Genomic DNA, 20,283 nt, shown 5'->3' with positions numbered 1-20,283 from the left:
TACCCCCGGGCTAGAACGGGATGTCGTCGTCGGTGCCGCCGCCGGAGCCGACGACCGCGAACGGGTCGGCGGACTGGGTGATCGACCGCAGGGTCTGCGACGGCGCGGCTCCCGCCTCGGAGACCCGGGTCGCCCAGGCGGGGAACGGGAACTCCAGACAGAGCGGTACCGGGATGTCCGGCTGGTTGACGAACATCGTGCCCGGCTTGGCCAGCAGCGCGCGCTGCCGCTGGGCGGGCGGGAGGAAACCGTACTCCGGACGGGACGCCTCGGCCGGATCCAGCCGGCCCACCACCCGGATGGCCGAGTTGGTGACGATGCGCCGCTCCACCTCGCTCGCGGTCTGCTGCGCGCCGATCAGGATCACCCCGAGCGAGCGGCCCCGCTCGGCGATGTCGAGCAGCACCTCCTTGATCGGGGAGGACCCCTCCCTGGGGGCGTACTTGTTCAGCTCGTCGAGCACCACGAACAGCAGCGGTTTGGCGGTGCCGGCCTTCTCCTTGCGCTCGAACTCGGTCTTGAGCGTCACGCCGACCACGAAACGTTGCGCCCGGTCCGGCAGGTTGTGCAGGTCGACGACGGTGACCTGAGCCGACTCCGAGGTGTTGATGCTGTGCGGACGGCGGGTGGCCAGATCGCCGCGGATCAGCCGGGACAGGTCCTTCTTGCTGCCGATCAGCCGACGGGCGAACGCGTTCACCGTGCCCAGCCCGACCGCGCTGCCCGCCCAGTCACCGCGCGTCTCGTCGTCGCTGAGCTGCTCGACGACGTGATCGACCAGGTCGCCGTAGCTGCCCAGCCGGACACCGTCGATGCTGACGCCGCCGTCGGCGGGCTGGGCGTACCGGGCCAGGTGGGCGGCGACGGAGTGGACCACCATCGTGTACTGCTGACGTTCGTCGTCGGCGTCGGCGAAGACGTACGGCAGCAGGCGGTCCGCGCAGAACTCGGTGAGTGTCCAGTAGAAGCTGTCGACCCCGGTGAGCCGACTGCTCACGTCCGGTGTGCCGGACGAGTCACCGACCCGGGGCGGCGCGTAGACCCGCACGTCGGGGAAGGCGTCCGCGGCCAGGCCGAGCCGGGCGTACGCGGCCCGGGTCGGATCGTCGAGCCGGGCGTTCGGGTGGTCGAGGAAGAGCAGATCCTCACCCTTCACGTTGAAGATCAACGCCTTGGCGTTCACCGCGTCACCGCCGAGTTGGCCGGAGCGGAACACCGAGTAGAGAAGAAAGGTGGCGAAGCTGGTCTTGGTGGCCACCCCGGAGATGCCGGAGATCGACACGTGCGCGCCCCGACTGCCGTCGAGGAAGTCGGCGTTGAGGTAGACCGGCACACCGTCGCGGCCGGTGCCCATCGGGATCCGCCGTTCCATCCGGTCGAAGTGCAGGGCCCGGGCGCGGGCGTCGCCCTCGGCCCGGTGCACCACGGCACCCGGCTGCGGCGGCACGTAGAACTCGGGATCGACCCGGGTGGTGGTGATCTCGGCGGCCTCCTGCACCTGCGCCGGCAGCGTGCCGTCGGCGATGGCGAAGACGTCGGAGTCGAACTGTGCGCCCTCGTGCCGCGCCCGGACCTGGGTGACCACTCCGGCGATGGTCACCGGCTCCCGGTCGGGCAACTCCCGCCGGGTCACCACCACGTCGTCGAGCTGGAGATAGCTGCCCGGGGAGACCGCCGTCCAGAACTGCAGGGGAGTGGCGTCGGCGGTGCCCAGCACCCGGCCCACCCCCTCGCCCGGGCCGTCGAACCCCTGGTCGATCATCGGGCTACTCCGCTCGGTCGGTCGTCGCGGTCGGCACACACGCCCTGCATCCTGCCGGAGGAGTACGACAGGCCGCCACGCGACGCGGCGCAGGCCACGTAACGACACCGTGCCGATCGCGTACGGCGACGGGACTCTGACGGCGGGTGTCCGGGCTGCCTGGGACAGCACGTCGCCCGTCAGTGCCGGGCGTGGCGGAGCAGCAGGGTGCCGTCGTCGGCGCGGAGCACGTGCCGCAGCGGCAGGCTCCGGGCGGGACTCGGGGTGCCGGCGGTGATCCGGCCGGGCCCGGCCCCGGCGAGCAGGGGCGCGATCGAGAGGCACACCTCGTCGACCAGGTCGGCGGCGGTGAGGGCGCCGAACAGGTGTGGCCCGCCCTCGCAGAGCAGTTGAGAGAGTCCGCGTCGGCGCAGTTCGGCCAGCCCGGCGACCAGGTCGACCCGGTCGTCGCCGTGGCGCACCAGCTCGGCCACGTCGGTGAGGCCGGGCGGTGCCGCCGCGTTGCGGTGGGTGAGCACCACGGGGCGTACCGGTGCGTCGGCGAAGGCGGCCTGGGCCGGATCGAGGTCGAGGGTGCCGGAGACCACGACCAGGGTCGGATACTCGGTCAGCCCGTGCGCGCGTCGCCAGGCCCGGCGTCGCTCGTCGAGCCGGATCGCCCGGTAGCCCTCGTGGCGCAGCGTGCCGGCAGCCACCAGCAGCGCGTCGCAGAGCATCCGGAGCAGCCCGAAGACCCGCTTGTCGGGTGTGCCGGACAGCCCGGCCGAGTAACCGTCGACACTGACCGCGCCGTCGACGCTGGTCACGAAGTTCATCCGCAGGCGTGGCCGGTCGGCGCGACCGTACCGGGCGATGAGCGTGTCGTCGTCCACCGGCTCCGGGGACGGGTCCGGCCAGAGGACGGAAATCGGCGCTCTGTCGCTCATTCGCCGGCCGGACCGGTGACGGGAGGGGTCGGTCGGGGGGTACGGTGCTGGCAGTCGCACCAGTTCCGGCCCGGGCAGTCGTCGTGCCGCCGCGCCCGGCACGCTCGGCAGATCATGCTCGCAGCCTATGCCGAGGGAGGATGGGACACCCATGCCGCGTCAGATCTTCCAGCTGAGGATGTCCCTGTCCGGGGTTCGTCCGGCGATCTGGCGTCGGGTGCTGGTACCCGGCGGCTACACCCTCGACCGGCTGCACCGGGTGGTGCAGCACGCGATGGGCTGGCGGGACTGCCACCTGCACTCGTTCGAGATCGACGGCGTGCAGTACGGCGAGCCCGACCCCGACGGCGAGCTGGCCCTGCACGACGAGTTGGACGTGCGGTTGGACGCGGTGGTCGGCAAGGGCAGCCGGTTCCACTACACCTACGACTTCGGCGACTGGTGGGAGCACGACCTGCTGGTGGAGGACGTCTTCGGTGCCGAGGCGGAGGAACGCTACCCGAGCTGCCTCGGCGGGGAGCGGGCCGGCCCACCGGAGGACGTCGGCGGCCCGCAGGGCTATCGGCTGCTGCTCGCCGCGCTGGCCGAGCCGGGTCATCCGGAGCATCGGACGATGCGGGACTGGGTCGGTGCCGCCTTCGATCCGGCGTTCTTCGACGCCCGTCGCGTCGACACCCTGTTGCGTCGTCTCTGCTGACTGCGGCCGACCCCATCGACCGTTGTCGGTGCGCAACCTGTCAGCCATTCCCGATTGTTTGCCTGGGCGAACGAGCTGCGTGGTAACGATCTGGGATCGCTCCAACTGGACTATTGACACTCCCGACACCTGCCGGCAATCTCATGGGAGCGTTCCCAAGAGGCGTGGATCACATGGCGCGCCCTTGGTCGCCGACGCCGGCTGACCGAGTCGGTGTCGGCAGGCGCTGCGGCACCCCCCACCACAGACATAAGCAGCCTCACCATCGAAAGAGGGGTCAGGATGAGCCTCACCACGCGGCGTTCCCGCATGGCGGCAGCCACCCTGGCCGCGATCACCGCTATCGGCGGGCTCGCGGCCTGTGGCAACGACGACGACACGCCGGCCGAGGGCGAGAAGCCCGCGAAGCTGGTCGTCGACACCTTCGGCGAAATGGGTTACGACGAGCTCGTCAAGCAGTACGAGCAGGAGACCGGCATCAAGGTCGAGCTGCGCAAGACCGCGCAGCTCGGTGAGTACCGGCCGAAGCTGGTCCGTTACCTCGCCACCGGCAAGGGCGCGGCCGACGTGACCGCCCTGGAGGAGGGCATCCTCAACGAGTTCAAGGCCAACCCGCGCAACTGGGCCGACCTGACTCCGCTGGTGCCGTCCGAGATCTCCGACGACTACCTGCCCTGGAAGTGGGAGCTGGGCAAGGCGCCGGACGGTCGGCTGATCGGCCTGCCGACCGACGTCGGCAGCCTCGCGGTCTGCTACCGCAAGGACCTGTTCGAGGCCGCCGGCCTGCCCACCGAGCGGGACGCGGTCTCGGCGCTCTGGCCGGACTGGAACGGCTTCCACCAGGCTGGCCAGAAGTACAAGCAGGCCACCGGCAAGGCGTTCATCGACTCGATCACCGCCGTCTCCAACGGCGTGCTGTTCCAGCAGGGCAGCGACCTGTTCTACGACAAGGAGAACAACATCATCGCGGACTCCAGCCCCGCGGTGAAGGCTGCCTGGGACACCGCCACCTCGATGGTGGACATCTCCGCCAAGGCGTCCACCTGGTCGCCCGAGTGGTCCGGCGGCTTCAAGCAGGGCACCTTCGCGGCCACCTTCTGCCCGTCCTGGATGCTCGGCATCGTCGCGGACAACTCCGGCGAGGCCAACAAGGGCAAGTGGGACGTGGCGGCCGTGCCGGGTGGCGGCGGTAACTGGGGCGGCTCGTGGCTGGCCGTGCCGGAGCAGAGCAAGTACCCGGAGGAGGCGGCGAAGCTCGCCCAGTTCCTGACCAACGCCACCAGCCAGGTGGAGGCCTTCAAGGCCAAGGGCCCGCTGCCCACCAACCTGGAGGCGCTGAAGAACGAGGCCTTCCTCAACTACACCAACGAGTACTTCAGCAACGCGCCGACCGGCAAGATCTTCGGTGAGAGCGTCGCCCAGATCGAGCCGATCCACCTGGGCCCGAAGCACCAGGCGGTCAAGGAGAACGCGTTCGAGCCGGCGATGCGGGCGTTCGAGAACGGGCAGGCCAGTAAGGATGCGGCCTGGGAGCAGTTCACCAAGGACGCGCAGACCCAGGGCGTCTTCTGAGTGATTCCCTTCCGGTGGCGTTCGGGACTACCCGGACGCCACCGGTCGGTCCCCACCGCGCAGCACTCTGCGCGAGGGCCCTCGGGCCTTGCTGGAAAAGGAAACTCGAATGAGCGAGCGTAAGCGAGCGAATCATCACGTCAGTGCTGTGGTGCCTCGTGACGGCACGGAGCGCAGCGGAGTGGCGTCATGAGCGTGTCGGCCACGACGGCGCCGCCGTCGCCAGCAGCACCACCCCCCGACGTCCCCGCCCGGCGCCGGCGGGGCTATCTCTTCAACCGCCTGGATCTCAAGTACTCCCCGTACCTCTACATCGCGCCGTTCTTCCTGATCTTCGGAGCCTTCGGGCTGTACCCGATGCTGCGCACCGCCTGGATGTCCCTGCACGACTGGGACATGGTCGGCGAGCACACCTTCATCGGGCTCGACAACTACAGCGCGTTGGTCTCCGACGAGTACTTCTGGAACGCGCTGGTCAACACGTTCGGCATCTTCGCCCTGTCGACCATCCCGCAGCTGCTGATGGCGCTGTTCCTGGCGAACCTGCTCAACCAGACCCTGCTGCGCGCCAAGACCTTCTTCCGGATGGCCATCTTCGTGCCGAACGTGGTGTCGGTGGCCGCCGTCGCGATCGTCTTCGGCATGCTGTTCCAGCGTGACTTCGGCCTGTTCAACTGGCTGCTCGGCCTCGTCGGGGTGGACCAGATCGACTGGCGCGCCCAGGAGTGGAGTTCCTGGACCGCGATCGCCACGATGGTCAACTGGCGGTGGACCGGCTACAACACCCTGATCCTGCTCGCCGGCATGCAGGCCATCCCGAAGGACCTGTACGAGGCGGCCGCGATCGACGGGGCCAGCCCGTGGCGGCAGTTCTGGCAGATCACCCTGCCGATGCTCAAGCCCACCTTCATCTTCGTGGTCATCCTCTCCACGATCGGCGGCATGCAGCTGTTCACCGAGCCGCTGCTCTTCGCCAACGGCAGCATCATCGGCGGCAACCAGCGGGAGTTCCAGACGCTGGCCATGTACATGTACGAGAAGGGCATCTACAACCTGAGTACCGCAGGTTACGGTGCCGCGGTGGCCTGGGCCATCTTCATGATCATCGTCTTCGTGTCGCTGATCAACTTCGTACTCGTCCGCCGCGCGGCCAAGTGAGGAGAGATCGATGATCTCGGCTTCAAAGCGCCTGTGGCGCACCAGTCCACTCACCTACATGGCGCTCGTCCTGGCGGCGCTGCTGTCGATCTACCCCTTCTACTACATGATCGTGATCGGCACCCGCAGCCTGGAGTCCATCAACGACGTGCCACCGCCGATGACCCCGGCCGGCGCGTTCGGTGACAACTTCGGCCGGGTGCTCGACAACGACGCGGCCAACTTCCTCAAGGGCCTGATGAACTCGATCATCGTCTCCTCGGTGGTCACCGTGTCGGTGGTGCTGACCGGCTCCCTGGCCGGCTTCGCCTTCGCGAAGCTGCGCTTCCGCGGTCGCAACGTGCTGCTGCTGGCGATCATCGTCACCATGATGATCCCGACCCAGATGGGTCTCATCCCGCTCTGGAGCATGATGCAGTCGCTGGGGTGGTACGACACCCTCTACGCGGTGACCGTGCCGTTCCTGGTGAGCGCCTTCGGCGTGTTCATGATGCGCCAGTACGCCAGCCAGGCGATCTCCGACGAGCTGATCGAGGCCGGTCGGGTCGACGGTGCCAGCACGTTCCGGATCTACTGGAACATCGTGCTGCCCGCGCTGCGTCCGGCGGCCGGCGTGCTCGGTCTGCTCACGTTCATGGAGACCTGGAACTCCTTCCTCTGGCCGTACGCGATCCTCACCCCGGAGAACCCGACCCTGCAGGTCTCGCTCTCCTTCCTCTCGTACGCCTACTACACGGACTACTCCCAGGTCTTCGCCGCCACGGCGGTCGGCACCATCCCGCTGGTGCTCGTCTTTCTCCTCTTCGGCCGCCAGATCATCGGCGGGATCATGGAAGGTGCAGTCAAGTCGTGAGCAACCCCGCCACCCCGCCCGCCGTCGGCGTCCTCGACGAGCGTCCGCCGCTCACCTTCCCGCCCGGCTTCCTCTGGGGCGCGGCGACCGCCGCGTACCAGATCGAGGGCGCGGCGAACGAGGGCGGTCGGACCGCGTCGATCTGGGACACCTTCAGCCACACCGAGGGCCGGACGGTCGCCGGGCACACCGGCGACGTCGCCTGCGACCACTACCACCGGCTCAGCGACGACGTCCGGCTGATGGCCGAGCTGGGGTTGAAGTCGTACCGGTTCTCGGTGTCCTGGCCGCGGGTGCAGCCGGGCGGGTCGGGTCCGGCGAACGCCGAAGGGCTCGACTTCTACCAGCGGCTGGTCGACGAGCTGCTGGCCAACGGGATCGAGCCCTGGCTGACCCTCTACCACTGGGATCTGCCGCAGGAGTTGGAGGACGCCGGGGGCTGGCCCGCCCGGGACACCGCTGCCCGGTTCGCCGACTACTCCCTGTTGGTGGCCGACGCCCTGGGCGACCGGGTGAAGTACTGGACGACGCTCAACGAGCCGTGGTGCTCGGCCTTCCTCGGGTACGGCTCCGGGGTGCACGCCCCGGGCCGCTCCGACGGGGCCGACGCGGTCCGCGCCGGACACCACCTGATGCTCGGGCACGGGCTCGCGGTGCAGGCGCTGCGCACGGCGGTGCCGCAGGCGCAGCTCGGGGTGACCGTCAACCTGTACCCGGTCACCCCGGCCAGCGACTCGCCGGGTGACGTCGACGCGGCCCGGCGGATCGACGCCCTGGCCAACCGGTTCTTCCTCGACCCGATCCTGCGCGGCGCGTACCCCGACGACCTGGTGGCCGACCTGGCGAAGGTGACCGACTTCGGCCACGTCCACGACGGTGACCTGGCCACCATCTCCACGCCGCTGGACGTGGTGGGCGTCAACTACTACAGCCGGCACGTGGTGGCCGCACCGGTCTCGGGCGAGCAGCCGGAACCGTACTGGCGGGCTCAGTCGTGCTGGCCGGGCAGCGAGGACGTCCGGTTCGTCACCCGGGGGGTGCCGGTCACCGACATGGACTGGGAGATCGACGCTCCTGGTCTGGTGGAGACCCTGCGCCGGGTGCACGAGGAGTACACGGACCTTCCGCTCTACGTGACCGAGAACGGCTCGGCCTTCGTCGACGAGGTGGTCGACGGGCGGGTCGACGACGTCGACCGGCTCGCCTATTTCGACGCTCACCTGCGCGCCTCGCACGAGGCGATCAGCGCGGGCGTCCCCCTGCGGGGATACTTCGCCTGGTCGCTGTTGGATAATTTCGAGTGGGCGTGGGGTTACACGAAGCGGTTCGGCATGATCTACGTCGACTACGACAAGCAGACCCGCATCCCCAAGTCCAGTGCCAGGTGGTACGCGGAGGTGATCCGACGCAACGGTCTGGCCGCACAATAGGGCGATGGCCAGCCAGTAACGGGCGGCCCGGCACCGACGCTGGTGAAGGTGCCGGGGCCGCCTGACGTCGGAGGAGCAGACGATGACAACGCAGCGCACCCGGTCGCTCGGGCGACCGACGCTCGACGCGGTCGCCGCCCGTGCCGGAGTTGGCCGTGGCACGGTCTCCCGCGTGGTCAACGGCTCCCCGCAGGTGAGTCCGGAGGCCCGGGCCGCCGTGCAGCAGGCCATTGCCGAGCTGGGGTACGTACCCAACCGCGCCGCTCGGGCGCTCGTCACCCAGCGGACCGACTCGGTGGCCCTGGTGGTCAGCGAGTCCGGTGAGCGGATCTTCGCCGAGCCGTTCTTCGCCGGCATCGTCCGGGGGATCAGCTCCGCCCTGCTGGAGACGCCGTTGCAACTCTGGCTGGCCATGGCCCAGTCGCCGCTGGAGCGGGAGCGGGTCGAGCACCACCTGACCAACCAGCACGTCGACGGCGTACTGCTGTTGTCGCTGCACGACGACGATCCGCTGCCCACCCTGCTGGAGGAGCGTGGCCTGCCCACCGTGCTCGGCGGGCGGCCCGCGCGGATGCTGCACCCCGAGGCGCAGCCCGTGTCGTTCGTCGACGTCAACAACGCCGGCGGGGCGCGGCAGGCCGTCGAGTATCTCGCCAGTCGCGGACGACGGCGGATCGCCACCATCGCCGGCCCGCAGGACATGGGCGCCGGCCTGGCCCGGTTGTCCGGCTACCGGGACGCGGTCCGCACCGCCGGGTTCGGCGTCAATCCCGACCTGATCGCGTACGGCGACTTCAGCGAGGAGAGCGGGGCGACGGCCATGCGAGGGCTGCTGGAGCGCTGCCCTGACCTGGACGCCGTGTTCGTGGCCGCCGACCTGATGGCCTTCGGTGCCATGCGGACGCTGCGGGAGGCCGGCCGCCGGGTGCCGCAGGACGTGGCGGTGGTCGGCTTCGGCGACGAGCCCATCGCCCGGCAGGCCAACCCGCCACTGACCTCGGTGTTCCAGCCGGTGGAGGAGATGGGCCGGCAGATGGCACGGCTGCTCGTCGACCGCATCCGCGGCGACGAGATGCTCACCCCACACGTCGTCCTGGACACCCAGTTCGTCGAGCGCGCGTCCGCCTGATCTGCGTACCCCTCCTCCCTGCCGCCGCACCGCCTCCTCCCTGCCTCGCTGACTCTCCGTGTTTCTGACACTGCGTGACTAACGGCCGTCCCACCCACCTGCCACCTTGCACGCTTTGCTCTGCTTCAACGGACGCACTGATGTCTGAGCAGTGGTAACGTGACGGCCGGTTCTGACTGTCGGCCGCACGCGGATGCGGACCGTGAGCGTTGCGTCGGTTGAAGCAGAGCAAAGGCTGCGACCTGGTACATCGGGGGGCGGCCTGATGTGCACAGGGAGTGATGTTCGGGGCAAACGCCGGATGTAGGTCTGGCGCTTACCGGTGCCGGCACCAGCGGTAGTGCTTCGCGCGGCACGGGGCGGCTGCGCTCAGGCGGGGGCGGTCCAGCGGCGCAGTTCGCGCTTGGCGAGGCTGTTGCGGTGTACCTCGTCGGGGCCGTCGGCGAGGCGCAGCGTGCGAGCCTGGGACCAGAGTGCGGCCAGCGGCGTGTCCTGGCTGACCCCGGCCGCGCCGTACGCCTGGATGGCCTTGTCGATGACCCACTCGGCCATCGCCGGGGTGGCGATCTTGATGGCCTGGATCTCGGTGTGCGCGCCCTTGTTGCCGACGGTGTCCATCAGCCAGGCGGTCTTGAGGACCAGCAGCCGGGCCTGCTCGATGCGGACTCGGGCCTCGGCGATCCACTCGCGTACCACGCCCTGTTCGGCGAGCGGGCGGCCGAAGGCTGTCCGCTCGACGGTCCGGCGGCAGAGCAGCTCCAGCGCTCGCTCGGCTATGCCGATCAAACGCATGCAGTGGTGGATCCGGCCCGGACCGAGTCGGGCCTGCGCGATGGCGAAGCCGGTTCCCTCGGCACCGACCAGGTTCTCCGCCGGCACCCGCACACCGTCGAAGTCGATCTCGGCGTGTCCGCCATGCGAGGCGTCGCTGTAGCCGAAGACCCGCATGCCCCGGCGGATGGTGACCCCCGGGGTGTCCCGGGGAACCAGGATCATGCTCTGCTGCCGGTGCCGCTCGGCGCCCGGGTCGGTCTTGCCCATCACGATGAGGATCTCGCAGGCCGGGTCCATCGCGCCGGACGACCACCACTTGCGGCCGTCGACGACGTAGTGGTCACCGTCGCGACGGATCGACGTGGCGATGTTCGTCGCGTCGGAGGAGGCCACGTCGGGCTCGGTCATGCAGAACGCGGAGCGGATCTCGCCGGCCAGCAGCGGAGTGAGCCAGCGTTCCTGTTGCGCGGGGGAGCCGAACTCGGCGAGTAGTTCCATGTTGCCGGTGTCGGGCGCGGCGCAGTTGAGCGCCTCCGGCGCGAGGTGCGGGCTGCGCCCGGTCAGCTCGGCCAGCGGGGCGTACTGGAGGTTGGTCAGCCCGGCACCGTGGCGCGGATCGGGCAGGAAGAGGTTCCACAGGTTGCGCCGGCGTGCCTCGGCCTTCAGCTCGGCCAGCACCGGCGGGCGGGCCCACGGGTCACCAGCCGCGGCGACCTGGGCGGCGTGCACCGGTTCGGCCGGGTACACGTGCTGCTCGAGGAAGTCGGTCAGCTCGGTGCGCAGCTGCTCGGTCCGGGCGTCGTACGCGAAGTCCATCAGGTCTCCCTCACCGCGGTCAGTCCGTGTGCGACAAGCGGGGCGACGAGGCCCCCGATGGTGTCGAAGCCCTCGCCGAGGGTCTGGCCGAGGGTGTGCCGGTAGTGGATGCCCTCGCAGATGACGGCCAGTTTGAAGCAGCCCAGCGCGACGTGCCAGTGCAGGGGACCTACGTCGACGTCGCTGCGGCCCGCGTACCGGTCGATCAGCTCGGCGCCGCTGGGGAAGCCGGCACGCGGCCCGAGGCCGTCGGCGACCGGATTGCCGTCGGAGAGAGCGTCGCCGCCAAGCACGTCCCAGTAGGTCAGCAACAGCCCGAGATCGGCCAGCGGGTCGCCGAGGGTGGCCATCTCCCAGTCCAGCACCGCCGTCACCGTCACCGGGTCGACGGTGGCGAGCAGGTTGTCCAGCCGGAAGTCCCCGTGCACGATCCGACCGGCGTTGGCCCCCTCGGGCGCGGTGTCGGCGAGCCGGTCGCGCAGCTCGTCGATGCCGGGCAGCGGTCGGCTGCGGGACCGGTCGAGCTGCCCCGACCAGCGGCGGACCTGCCGGGCCAGGAACCCCTCCGGGCGGCCGAAGTCAGCCAGGCCGACCGCTGCCGGCTCGACCGTGTGCAGCGCCGCCAGGGTGTCCATCATCGTCATGGCCAGCCCGTGTCGCTGCCCGCCGGTGAGCTGGTCGGTGCGGGCGCGGCTGCGGAACACCTCACCCGGCACCCGTTCCATTAGGTAGAAGGGTGCCCCCAGCACGTCCGGCTCGGTGCAGAGCAGCAGGGCGCCGGGCACCGGGACGTCGGTCGGGGCGAGCGCCGCGATGACCCGGAACTCCCGGGCCATGTCGTGCGCGGTGGCCAGCACGTGCCCGAGCGGTGGACGGCGCAGCACCACGTCCCGATCGCCGGCGTGGACCAGATAGGTCAGGTTCGACCGGCCACCGGCGATCAGCTCGGCCCGTAGCGGGCCGGCGGCCAGATCGGGACGGTGCGCCGCCAGGTAGCCGCCGAGCCGGTCCAGATCCAGACCGGCGGGCGGGCCGGCGGTCGGTTCGGTCATCCGGACAGTCCATGGCAGCTCCGGCGGCTTGTCAAGGTCAGGTTTGACCCTCGGGACATGCCGCCGCAACAGGGACGAAATGGTCAACTGCCAGGCTGACATCAGCCTGCCGGCCACCGTGTCGGCCCGCCAAGCGGAGGGGTTTGAGATGTTGCTGCGCGTTCGGGTCACCCTGCCGGACCGTCCGGGAACGCTCGGTCAGGTGGCGCGCACCCTCGGCGTGTCCGGGGCGGACATCGTCCAGGTGGTCGTGCTGGAACGTCTCGGCGGGCGGGCGGTCGACGACTTCACGGTGGTGTGGCCGGGCGCCGCCCGGGTGGAACGGCTGCTGGTCGGTCTGGCGGCGATCCCCGGCGTACGGGTGGACGGGGTCTGGCGGGCGATCGGCGCGCCCACCACCACCGGCCAGGACGCCGAGCTGCTGGCGCAGGTCGCGGCGAACCCGGCCGACGGGCTGGCCACCCTGGTCGACGCGGTGCCCGGGCTGCTCGCCGCCGACTGGTCGGTCGCCGCGGTGGTGCCGGTCGACTGGGCGTCGCGTACCGGGGGTGGCAATGCGACGGTCGGGCACGCCAGTTGGCGTACCCCGGTGCCACCGAAGCTGCCGGAGGTGACCCCGCTGCGCGCCCGGGCGATGACCGCACCCGACGGCGGTCACTTCGCGGTCGCGCCGTTCGGTCGGGCCGGGCTGGTCCTGGTGGTCTCCCGCGAGCACAGCGACACGCTCACGCCGGCCGCGTTCCACTCGACCGAGGTGGACCGGCTCGCCCAGTTGGTCCGCGCCTGCGCGGTGATCCTCGGCGACCGGCTCGACCTGGTGGGCACCCCGTCGGTGAGCGCCAACCCCTGACCGGCTGTGACGCAGACCGCAGGGCCGGACGCGGCTGGACATGGTGAGGCAACCGACCGGCAACAGCCGCGGACGAGGGTGGCAGGCGAAGGGAGGCAACGATGACGCTGTGGCGGATCCGAGCCACCGTGGACGACCGGCCGGGCTACCTGTCGGTGCTCACGGCGAGCCTCGCGTTGCGTGGAGTCAACATCCTCACCGTGCAGGTGCACACCACCGAGCACGGTGCCGTCGACGATTTCCTCGTCGACGCGCCGGACACCCTCGACGAGGCGGGACTGCTCGCCGCCGTCGAACGGGGCCGGGGGCGGGACTGCTGGGTGGCGCGCAGTGAGGCGCGTGGCCTGGCCGATCAGCCGACCCGGGTGCTCGGGCTGGCGACCCGGCTGGTGCACGACCCCGACGCGACAGGTGAGGTGCTCCGGGCGCTGCTCGGTGCCGACGAGGTGACCTGGCGGCCGCGCCGGCCCTGGCCCGCCCCGGGATCGACGGCAACACGATGCTGCTGGCCGACCCGAACGGGGGGTCGTACACCCTGCGCCGGCTCGCGCCGAGCTTCACCCCGGCCGAGTACGCCCGGGCCCAGGCGCTGCTCGAACTGGGGGCCACCGCCGCCCGCCGCAGCACCGAGCAGGTCACCGTGGTCCTACCCGACGGTGCCGAATTGACCGTACGCCCCGCCGTCGCGGACGACCTCACGGCGGTGGTCGAGTTGCATCAGGCCTGCTCGGCGCGGAGCCGGCAGCGCCGTTATCTGGGGGGTGCGGGTGTGCCCGCACCGGCCCGACTGCGCCGGCTGCTGGAGCCGGCGCGCGGGCTGACCCTGGTCGCCGCGACGACCGGCTCCGGCGGGGCGGCGGAGTCGGTCGTCGCGATGGCCAACCTGCTCGCCGAGGGTGACGAGGCCGAGTTGGCGTTGCTGGTACGCGACGACTGGCAGCGCCGTGGGCTCGGCTCGACGCTGCTGCGCCGGCTGACCCGGCAGGCCGAGTCGGCCGGCTACGCGGCGATGGTGCTGCACGTCCAGGCGGACAACGCCCCGATGCTGCGTACGCTGCGCCGGTTGTCCCGGCCGACCACCGTCCAGCGGGACGGCGGCCTGCTGACCATGACCGTGCCGTTGGCCGCCGAGACGCCGGCGACGGCGGACACCGCCGGCTGACGGCTCAGACGACCGACCTCCGGTGCGGAGGCCGGTGAGGTGGGCAGGACTCCCGGTGCGGGAGTCCTGCCCACCGCGTGCTGTCCGGCCGGGCCCCGGTCAGAGGTTCGGAGGCAGGGCGGTGCGGTCCTGGAAGTTGCCGTAGAGGCGGTCGTCGTCGCCCACGGTGACGGCCTGGACCAGCAGGTCCCCGCCGACGAAGGCGCCCTTCCAGGAGGCACCCCGCCCGCCGAACGGCTCCTGGCGGTCGCCCCGCGAGCGGGGTTTGTTGATGCCCACCTTGAAGGCCTGCAGGTCGACCGCAAGCTTCGCCGCCTCGTCGGTGTCGTCGCAGGCGAGGGAGGCCACCAGCGCGCCGTTGGAGGCGTTCATCTGGGCCAGCAACTCGTCGGTGGTGTCCACCACGACGATGGTGTCGACCGGGCCGAACGGCTCGGCGTGCATCAGCCGGGACCGGCCGGGCGGGGCGAGCAGCACCGACGGTGCGACGTACGCCGAGGTGTCCTGACCGGGCAGGAACGGCGCACCGTCGAGTTTGCCCCGGTACAACGGGACGGCGCCGCCGCGTACCGCCTCGTCGACCTTGCGGCGCAACTCGTCGGCCTTGGCGGCGCTGATCAGCGGGCCGAAGTCCAGCTCCGGCAGCGGGTCGCCGGCCCGCCAGGTCTCGTCGACCGCCAGCGGGTGCCCGAACCGGACCGAGCGGACCACCGGCAGGTACATGTCGAGGAACTCGTCGACCAGGTCCCGCTGGACCACGAACCGGGGGTACGCGGTGCAGCGCTGCTTGCCGTACTCGAAGCCCTTCTTCAGGTGCGCGGCGAGCAGGTCCCACTGGGAGAAGTTCCACACGCCCCAGGCGTTGAGGCCCTCCTGCTCGATGAAGTGGCGCTTGTTCGAGTCGAGCAGGGCGGCGGCCACCTTTCCCCCGTTGGAGCGGCCACCGACGAAGGCCACCGCGCCGATCTCGGGTGCCCGTACCAGCACCTCGGACAGCGCCTCGCCGCTGCCGGAGAGCAGCGTGGCGGGCAGCCCGGCGCGGTGCAGCAGCGCGTGCGCCACGGTCAGACAGACCGCGCCGCCCTGCGACGGCGTCTTGGCGATGACCGCGTTGCCGGCGAGTATCTGCACCAGTTCGGCGTGCACCAGCACGCTCATCGGGTAGTTCCACGAGGCGATGTTGCTGACCGGGCCGGGCAGCGGGGTGCGGCCGTCGGCGAGCATCCGGTCGATCTCGTCGACGTACCAGCGCACCCCGTCGAGTGCGCGGTCGACGTCGGCGCAGGCCAGCCGCCACGGCTTGCCGATCTCCCAGACCAGCAGCAGGGCCAGCAGGTCGCGGTGGGCGGTGAGCGCGTCCAGCGCGTCGATGACCCGCGACCGGCGTTCGGCCAGCGGGGTACCGGCCCAGGTGGCGTGGGCCGTGGCGGCGTGGATCACCGCGTCGTGGGCGGCCGCCGCGTCCAGCCGTGCCAGGTTGACCAGCACACTGTTGTCGACCGGGGTACGCGCCGGCGTCGGCGCACCGCCGGTGCGCCACTCGCCGCCGACCAGATTCCGCAGGGTGATGGTGCCGTCGGCCGGGCGGTCGAACGCCTCCGCGGCGGCGGCCACCGCCCGGGCGAGAGTGTCGGACCAGGAGGTTCCGTCGGCGAGTCGTAGAGCCATCGCGATCTCCTCAGGTGGGCGGGAGCGGCCGTCGACGGGTGCCGCCAGGTGCCGCGTACTGTCGCCCGCCGCACAGTGCGACAGCAACAGTACGGTCCGTATCGCAGGACATCCGACGGTGGTCGGTCCTCAGTGGAGGTTGAAGTCACGCTGTCGCCGGCCATCTCCACCTGCGGTTTTACGATCTATTGATCGACTCTCTTCGATTGTGTGATGATTCCCGCTTTGTTACTGGCGAGTACGGTACGGTCGCTCGGCGGTATCACCCGCTACCACGAGAACGGCCGCCGCAAGGATGCCGGCGGCCGTTCTCGGATGGTGTCAGCTGGTGAAGGTGATCCTGTCACGACGGCGTCGCAGCGTGACAAGGGCGACGCCGCCACCGATCAAACCGACGCCGACCACGGCCATGGTCGTCACCGCCGCACCGGTGACCGGCAGGTCGCCGTCGTCACCGCCACCACCGCCGGTGCCGTCCGACGGAACCGGCGACTCCGGGGCCGTCGGCGTCGGCGACTCCGGAACGGTGGGTGTCGGAGAGGGTGACTCCGGAGTGGTCGGCGTGGGAGTCGGCGACTCCGGGCTGGTGGGCGTCGGAGAGGGTGACTCCGGGCTGGTGGGCGTGGGGGTCGGCGACTCCGGCGTTGGCTGGCCGGCGCAGGTGTGACTGAGGTTGAAGCGGGCGCCCTGGCCGCTGATCGTGGCGCTACCGTCCACAAGCGTCCACCCGGCCGGGGTGAACAGGTAGGCGTGGATGACGCGGCCGTTGTTACCGGCGGGGTAGAGCGCGTCGGGGTAGGCATCGGTGGTGTCCGGCACGGTGACGTTCACCGTGCCGGAGCCGTTGTCGAAGGTCAGCGTCAGGCTCTCGAAGCCGCCCACGGAAGGGCCGCCGGGTAGGACGAAGTGCCAACCGTCGTGGTCGGCGGGGCGGTCGGCGAACCTGGTGTCCGCACACTGCTGCTGGAAGTCGGCCGCGACGGAGCCGCGGTGGGCCGAGTGGAGCGGTACGGTGCTGCTCGCCCAGGCCGGTGTGGCGAGGGAGATGAGGGCCGCGGCAGCGGCGCCAGAAAGGGCCGCGCGCGCCGCATGCCGACGCTGTGGCATGAGAATTCCTCCGGATCTCGGCGTGATGTCGGCACATGCTCGCATCCGGGCCGCCGTTGCTGATCTCAGGCGAACGGTCTGACCTGGGCGGACCTGAGGTCGCGATGCGCCCGCGACGGTGTCTGCGGTGTTGTCCTCGCGCGTGTCGGTGTAACGCCGCACGGCTTTCCGACGCCCGATGTCGCCGCCGAGCGGGCTTCCCAACCGTCGGTGCCCGGATTACATTGTCAACTATCCATGGGAGCGCTCCCGGTCCTGTTGGAGCCACCTCGCCGCCACCACCACCGCCGGCAGCCGTCCACTCCGACGCGGGCACGCGTCCGGTCGGTGCCGTCGGGCACGCATCGACAGGAGTAGTCGCATGCACCTAACCCCACGGTCGGGCCGCATCCGCGCCGACCGGCCTGTGCCGGACCTGCCCCCGCACCATCGTCCCGACCAGCCCTGGCCCCGCCGGATGTTGGCCGCCGTCACCGCGCTGGCCGCCGGCTGCACGCTCGCGCTCGGCGTACCCGCGACCGGTGCCGCCGCCGCGCCGACCGATGGTGCCGCGACGACCGCCGCCGCACCGGCCTTCAACTACGCGGAGGCGCTCCAGAAGTCCCTGCTGTTCTACGAGGCGCAGCAGTCCGGAAAACTGCCGGACTGGAACCGCGTCTCGTGGCGCGGTGACTCGGCGCTCCGCGACGGCTCGGACGTCGGAGTCGACCTCACCGGCGGCTGGTACGACGCCGGTGACCACGTGAAGTTCGGCTTCCCGATGGCGTTCAGCGCCACCATGCTGGCCTGGGGCGCGGTCGAGTACCGGTCCGGGTACGCCGCCTCCGGCCAGCTCACCCACCTGCTGAACAACCTGCGCTACGTCAACGACTACTTCGTCAAGGCGCACCCGTCGCCGAACGTCCTCTACGGGCAGGTCGGCAACGGGGACGACGACCACAAGTGGTGGGGGCCGGCCGAGGTGATGCCGATGGCGCGGCCCGCGTACAAGATCGACGCGAGCTGTGGTGGCGCGGACCTGGCGGGGGAGACCGCCGCCGCGATGGCCGCCTCCTCCATGGTGTTCCGGCCCACCGACGCCGCGTACGCCGACAAGCTGCTGACCCACGCGAAGCAGCTCTACACCTTCGCCGACACGGTGCGGAAGAACTACCACGAGTGCATCACCGACGCCACCAGCTTCTACCGGTCCTGGAGCGGCTACCAGGACGAACTGGTCTGGGGCGCGATCTGGTTGTACCGGGCCACCGGTGACGCCGCGTACCTGGCCAAGGCGGAGAGCGAGTACGACAAGCTCGGTACCGAACCGCAGACCACCACCCGCTCGTACAAGTGGACCGTCGCCTGGGACAACAAGCAGTTCGGGGCGTACGTGCTGCTGGCCAACCTGACCGGCAAGCAGAAGTACGTCGACGACGCCAACCGGTGGCTGGACTTCTGGACCGTCGGGGTCAACGGCGAACGGGTCCGGTACTCGCCCGGCGGGATGGCGGTGCTCGACTCGTGGGGTGCCCTGCGGTACGCCGCCAACACCGCGTTCGCCGCACTGGTCTACAGCGACAAGACCACCGACGCGACCCGTAAGGCGCGTTACCACGACTTCGCCGTCCGGCAGATCAACTACGCGCTCGGCGACAACCCCCGCAACTCCAGCTATGTGATCGGCTTCGGCACCAACCCGCCGAAGAATCCGCACCACCGCACCGCGCACGGTTCCTGGTGGGACAGCCAGACCGTACCCACCGAGACCCGGCACACCCTCTACGGCGCGCTCGTCGGCGGGCCGTCCTCGCCGAACGACGCGTACACCGACAACCGGTCGGACTACGTGATGAACGAGGTCGCCACCGACTACAACGCCGGCTTCACCTCCGCGCTGGCCCGGCTGTCCCAGGAGTACGGCGGCACCCCGCTGGCCAACTTCCCCGTTCCCGAGCAGCCGGACATCGACGAGCTGACCGTGGAGACCACGGTCATGCAGAACGAGACGCGGGCCACCGGCATCAAGGCGATCATCTACAACAAGTCGGCCTTCCCGGCCCGGGCGCTGACCGACGCGAAGTTCCGCTACTACTTCCGGCCCGACGGCACCGGCCCGGTGCAGGTGACCTCCAGCTACACCCAGGGCTGTCCGGCACCGACCACCGCCCGTCAGGCCAGCGGTGACCTCTGGTACGTCGAGGTCGACTGCACCGGGCACACCATCGCGCCGGCCGGCCAGTCGCAGCACCGGATGGAGGTGCAGTTCAAGGTCGGCGTGCCCGAGGGCGGCACCTGGAACCCGGCCAACGACCCGTCGTACCAGACCACCGCCGGGCCCAACCGCAACGTGCCGCTCTACTCCGGAGGCGAGGTGGTGTGGGGTTCGGAGCCCGCGCCGGATGCCCCCGACACCACCCGGCCGACCACCCCCGGCACCCCGGTGGCCACCGCGGTCAGCTCCGGGTCGGTGAGCCTGACCTGGGCACCGTCCACGGACACCGGCAGCGGGGTCGACGTGTACCTGGTCAGCGTCCGGCTGGTCGGCAACGACGCGATCACGCTTCGCAACGCCAGCACCAACTCGTTGACGATCGACGTGCTGCCGGCCCGGACGTACGAGTTCAGCGTGGTGGCCCGGGACAGGGCCGGCAACACGTCCTTCTCGTCACCGTCGCTGAGCGTGACGACTCCCGCCGTGGACGCGGGGGACACCGTCCCACCGACCACGCCGGGCACGCCCACGGTCTCCGCCGTCACCTCGACCGGTGCGACGCTGACCTGGGCTCCGTCGACCGACAACGTGGGGGTGACCGGTTACCGGATCTATCGTGTACACCTGGTGGACGCCCTGGTCGACACGGTCACCGCACCCACCCACACGCTGACCGGGTTGAGCCCGCAGACCGGGTACCAGTTCTACGTGGTGGCGATCGACGCGGCCGGCAACGCCTCACCACCCTCGGGGGCCGTGACGGTGACCACCTCGGCGCCGCTGCCCACGTCGCCCTGCCGGGTCACCTACGGCACCAACGACTGGAGCACCGGCTTCACCGCGAACATCACCATCACCAACACCGGCACGACGGCGATCAACGGCTGGACACTGGCGTTCAGCTTCCCGAACGCCGGGCAGCGGGTCGGCCAGGGCTGGTCGGCCACCTACGCCCAGACCGGTGCGGCGGTGACCGCCACCAACATGTCGTACAACGGCAACCTGGCACCGGGCGCGTCGGTCGGCATCGGCTTCAACGGCACGCACACCGGCAGCAACCCGAAGCCCACCACGTTCACGCTCAACGGCGCCACCTGCACCATCGGCTGAGATCAGCCGGCGACGGCTCGGCC

At 70.5% G+C, this 20,283-nt stretch carries 16 protein-coding genes; 10 read left to right on the top strand and 6 right to left on the bottom strand.

Going from position 1 to position 20,283, the window contains the following annotated elements:
* Positions 1 to 10: 10 nt before the first annotated feature.
* Positions 11 to 1,762, bottom strand: coding sequence for an ATP-binding protein (locus tag O3597_RS17125; protein WP_164445519.1), 1,752 nt, complete (start codon positions 1,760 to 1,762; stop codon positions 11 to 13).
* Between the two features lie 179 nt (positions 1,763 to 1,941).
* The gene (locus O3597_RS17120) at positions 1,942 to 2,688 is read right to left on the bottom strand and encodes a pyrimidine reductase family protein (protein ID WP_281601745.1); all 747 of its coding nucleotides are present in this window, start codon (positions 2,686 to 2,688) and stop codon (positions 1,942 to 1,944) included.
* 151 nt (positions 2,689 to 2,839) lie between these two features.
* On the opposite strand from O3597_RS17120, the gene O3597_RS17115 reads away from it, so the two are divergent.
* The 6 genes from O3597_RS17115 to O3597_RS17090 all read left to right on the top strand — a co-directional run bounded on the left by O3597_RS17115 (position 2,840) and on the right by O3597_RS17090 (position 9,527).
* Positions 2,840 to 3,385 (top strand): plasmid pRiA4b ORF-3 family protein, encoded by a 546-nt coding sequence (locus O3597_RS17115; RefSeq protein WP_164445517.1) that lies wholly within the window; start codon positions 2,840 to 2,842, stop codon positions 3,383 to 3,385.
* Positions 3,386 to 3,667: 282 nt separating this feature from the next.
* Positions 3,668 to 4,957 carry an extracellular solute-binding protein gene (locus tag O3597_RS17110; RefSeq protein ID WP_164445516.1) on the top strand — a complete coding sequence of 430 codons (1,290 nt, stop codon included), beginning with the start codon at positions 3,668 to 3,670 and terminating at the stop codon, positions 4,955 to 4,957.
* Positions 4,958 to 5,146: 189 nt separating this feature from the next.
* Positions 5,147 to 6,115: a sugar ABC transporter permease gene (locus O3597_RS17105; RefSeq protein WP_281601744.1), complete on the top strand. Its 969-nt coding sequence runs from the start codon at positions 5,147 to 5,149 to the stop codon at positions 6,113 to 6,115.
* A gap of 10 nt (positions 6,116 to 6,125) precedes the next feature.
* Positions 6,126 to 6,968, top strand: a complete 843-nt coding sequence (locus tag O3597_RS17100) for a carbohydrate ABC transporter permease (RefSeq protein WP_093402872.1) — start codon at positions 6,126 to 6,128, stop codon at positions 6,966 to 6,968.
* Positions 6,965 to 8,398 carry a GH1 family beta-glucosidase gene (locus O3597_RS17095; protein ID WP_164445514.1) on the top strand — a complete coding sequence of 478 codons (1,434 nt, stop codon included), beginning with the start codon at positions 6,965 to 6,967 and terminating at the stop codon, positions 8,396 to 8,398. Before O3597_RS17100 ends, O3597_RS17095 begins: the two co-directional genes overlap by 4 nt.
* A gap of 82 nt (positions 8,399 to 8,480) precedes the next feature.
* Complete coding sequence (locus tag O3597_RS17090) at positions 8,481 to 9,527, top strand: LacI family DNA-binding transcriptional regulator (protein ID WP_164445513.1); 1,047 nt, start codon at positions 8,481 to 8,483, stop codon at positions 9,525 to 9,527.
* Positions 9,528 to 9,896: 369 nt separating this feature from the next.
* Here the strand turns inward: O3597_RS17090 and O3597_RS17085 are convergent, their stop codons facing one another.
* The gene (locus tag O3597_RS17085; RefSeq protein ID WP_281601743.1) at positions 9,897 to 11,117 is read right to left on the bottom strand and encodes an acyl-CoA dehydrogenase family protein; all 1,221 of its coding nucleotides are present in this window, start codon (positions 11,115 to 11,117) and stop codon (positions 9,897 to 9,899) included.
* Entirely contained in the window at positions 11,117 to 12,169 is a 1,053-nt protein-coding gene (locus O3597_RS17080) for a phosphotransferase family protein (RefSeq protein WP_281601742.1), read from the bottom strand. Before O3597_RS17080 ends, O3597_RS17085 begins: the two co-directional genes overlap by 1 nt.
* A gap of 148 nt (positions 12,170 to 12,317) precedes the next feature.
* Here O3597_RS17080 and O3597_RS17075 point away from each other — a divergent pair, with 148 nt between their 5' ends.
* The 3 genes from O3597_RS17075 to O3597_RS28565 all read left to right on the top strand — a co-directional run bounded on the left by O3597_RS17075 (position 12,318) and on the right by O3597_RS28565 (position 14,181).
* Positions 12,318 to 13,019 carry an amino acid-binding protein gene (locus O3597_RS17075; RefSeq protein ID WP_281601741.1) on the top strand — a complete coding sequence of 234 codons (702 nt, stop codon included), beginning with the start codon at positions 12,318 to 12,320 and terminating at the stop codon, positions 13,017 to 13,019.
* A gap of 101 nt (positions 13,020 to 13,120) precedes the next feature.
* A complete protein-coding gene (locus O3597_RS28570) occupies positions 13,121 to 13,687 on the top strand; it encodes an ACT domain-containing protein (RefSeq protein ID WP_348650289.1) in 567 nt (188 codons plus the stop codon).
* Positions 13,660 to 14,181: a GNAT family N-acetyltransferase gene (locus O3597_RS28565; RefSeq protein ID WP_348650364.1), complete on the top strand. Its 522-nt coding sequence runs from the start codon at positions 13,660 to 13,662 to the stop codon at positions 14,179 to 14,181. Before O3597_RS28570 ends, O3597_RS28565 begins: the two co-directional genes overlap by 28 nt.
* A gap of 99 nt (positions 14,182 to 14,280) precedes the next feature.
* Here the strand turns inward: O3597_RS28565 and O3597_RS17065 are convergent, their stop codons facing one another.
* Positions 14,281 to 15,849 carry an aldehyde dehydrogenase family protein gene (locus O3597_RS17065; RefSeq protein WP_281601740.1) on the bottom strand — a complete coding sequence of 523 codons (1,569 nt, stop codon included), beginning with the start codon at positions 15,847 to 15,849 and terminating at the stop codon, positions 14,281 to 14,283.
* A gap of 321 nt (positions 15,850 to 16,170) precedes the next feature.
* Positions 16,171 to 16,956, bottom strand: coding sequence for an LPXTG cell wall anchor domain-containing protein (locus tag O3597_RS17060; protein ID WP_281601739.1), 786 nt, complete (start codon positions 16,954 to 16,956; stop codon positions 16,171 to 16,173).
* Between the two features lie 457 nt (positions 16,957 to 17,413).
* Here O3597_RS17060 and O3597_RS17055 point away from each other — a divergent pair, with 457 nt between their 5' ends.
* The gene (locus O3597_RS17055; RefSeq protein ID WP_281604566.1) at positions 17,414 to 20,260 is read left to right on the top strand and encodes a glycoside hydrolase family 9 protein; all 2,847 of its coding nucleotides are present in this window, start codon (positions 17,414 to 17,416) and stop codon (positions 20,258 to 20,260) included.
* Positions 20,261 to 20,283: the final 23 nt, after the last annotated feature.

This window comes from Verrucosispora sp. WMMA2044 (assembly GCF_027497155.1).
In the GTDB taxonomy this organism is placed as follows: domain Bacteria; phylum Actinomycetota; class Actinomycetes; order Mycobacteriales; family Micromonosporaceae; genus Micromonospora; species Micromonospora palythoicola.
This window is presented reverse-complemented; position numbering and strand designations above follow the sequence as displayed.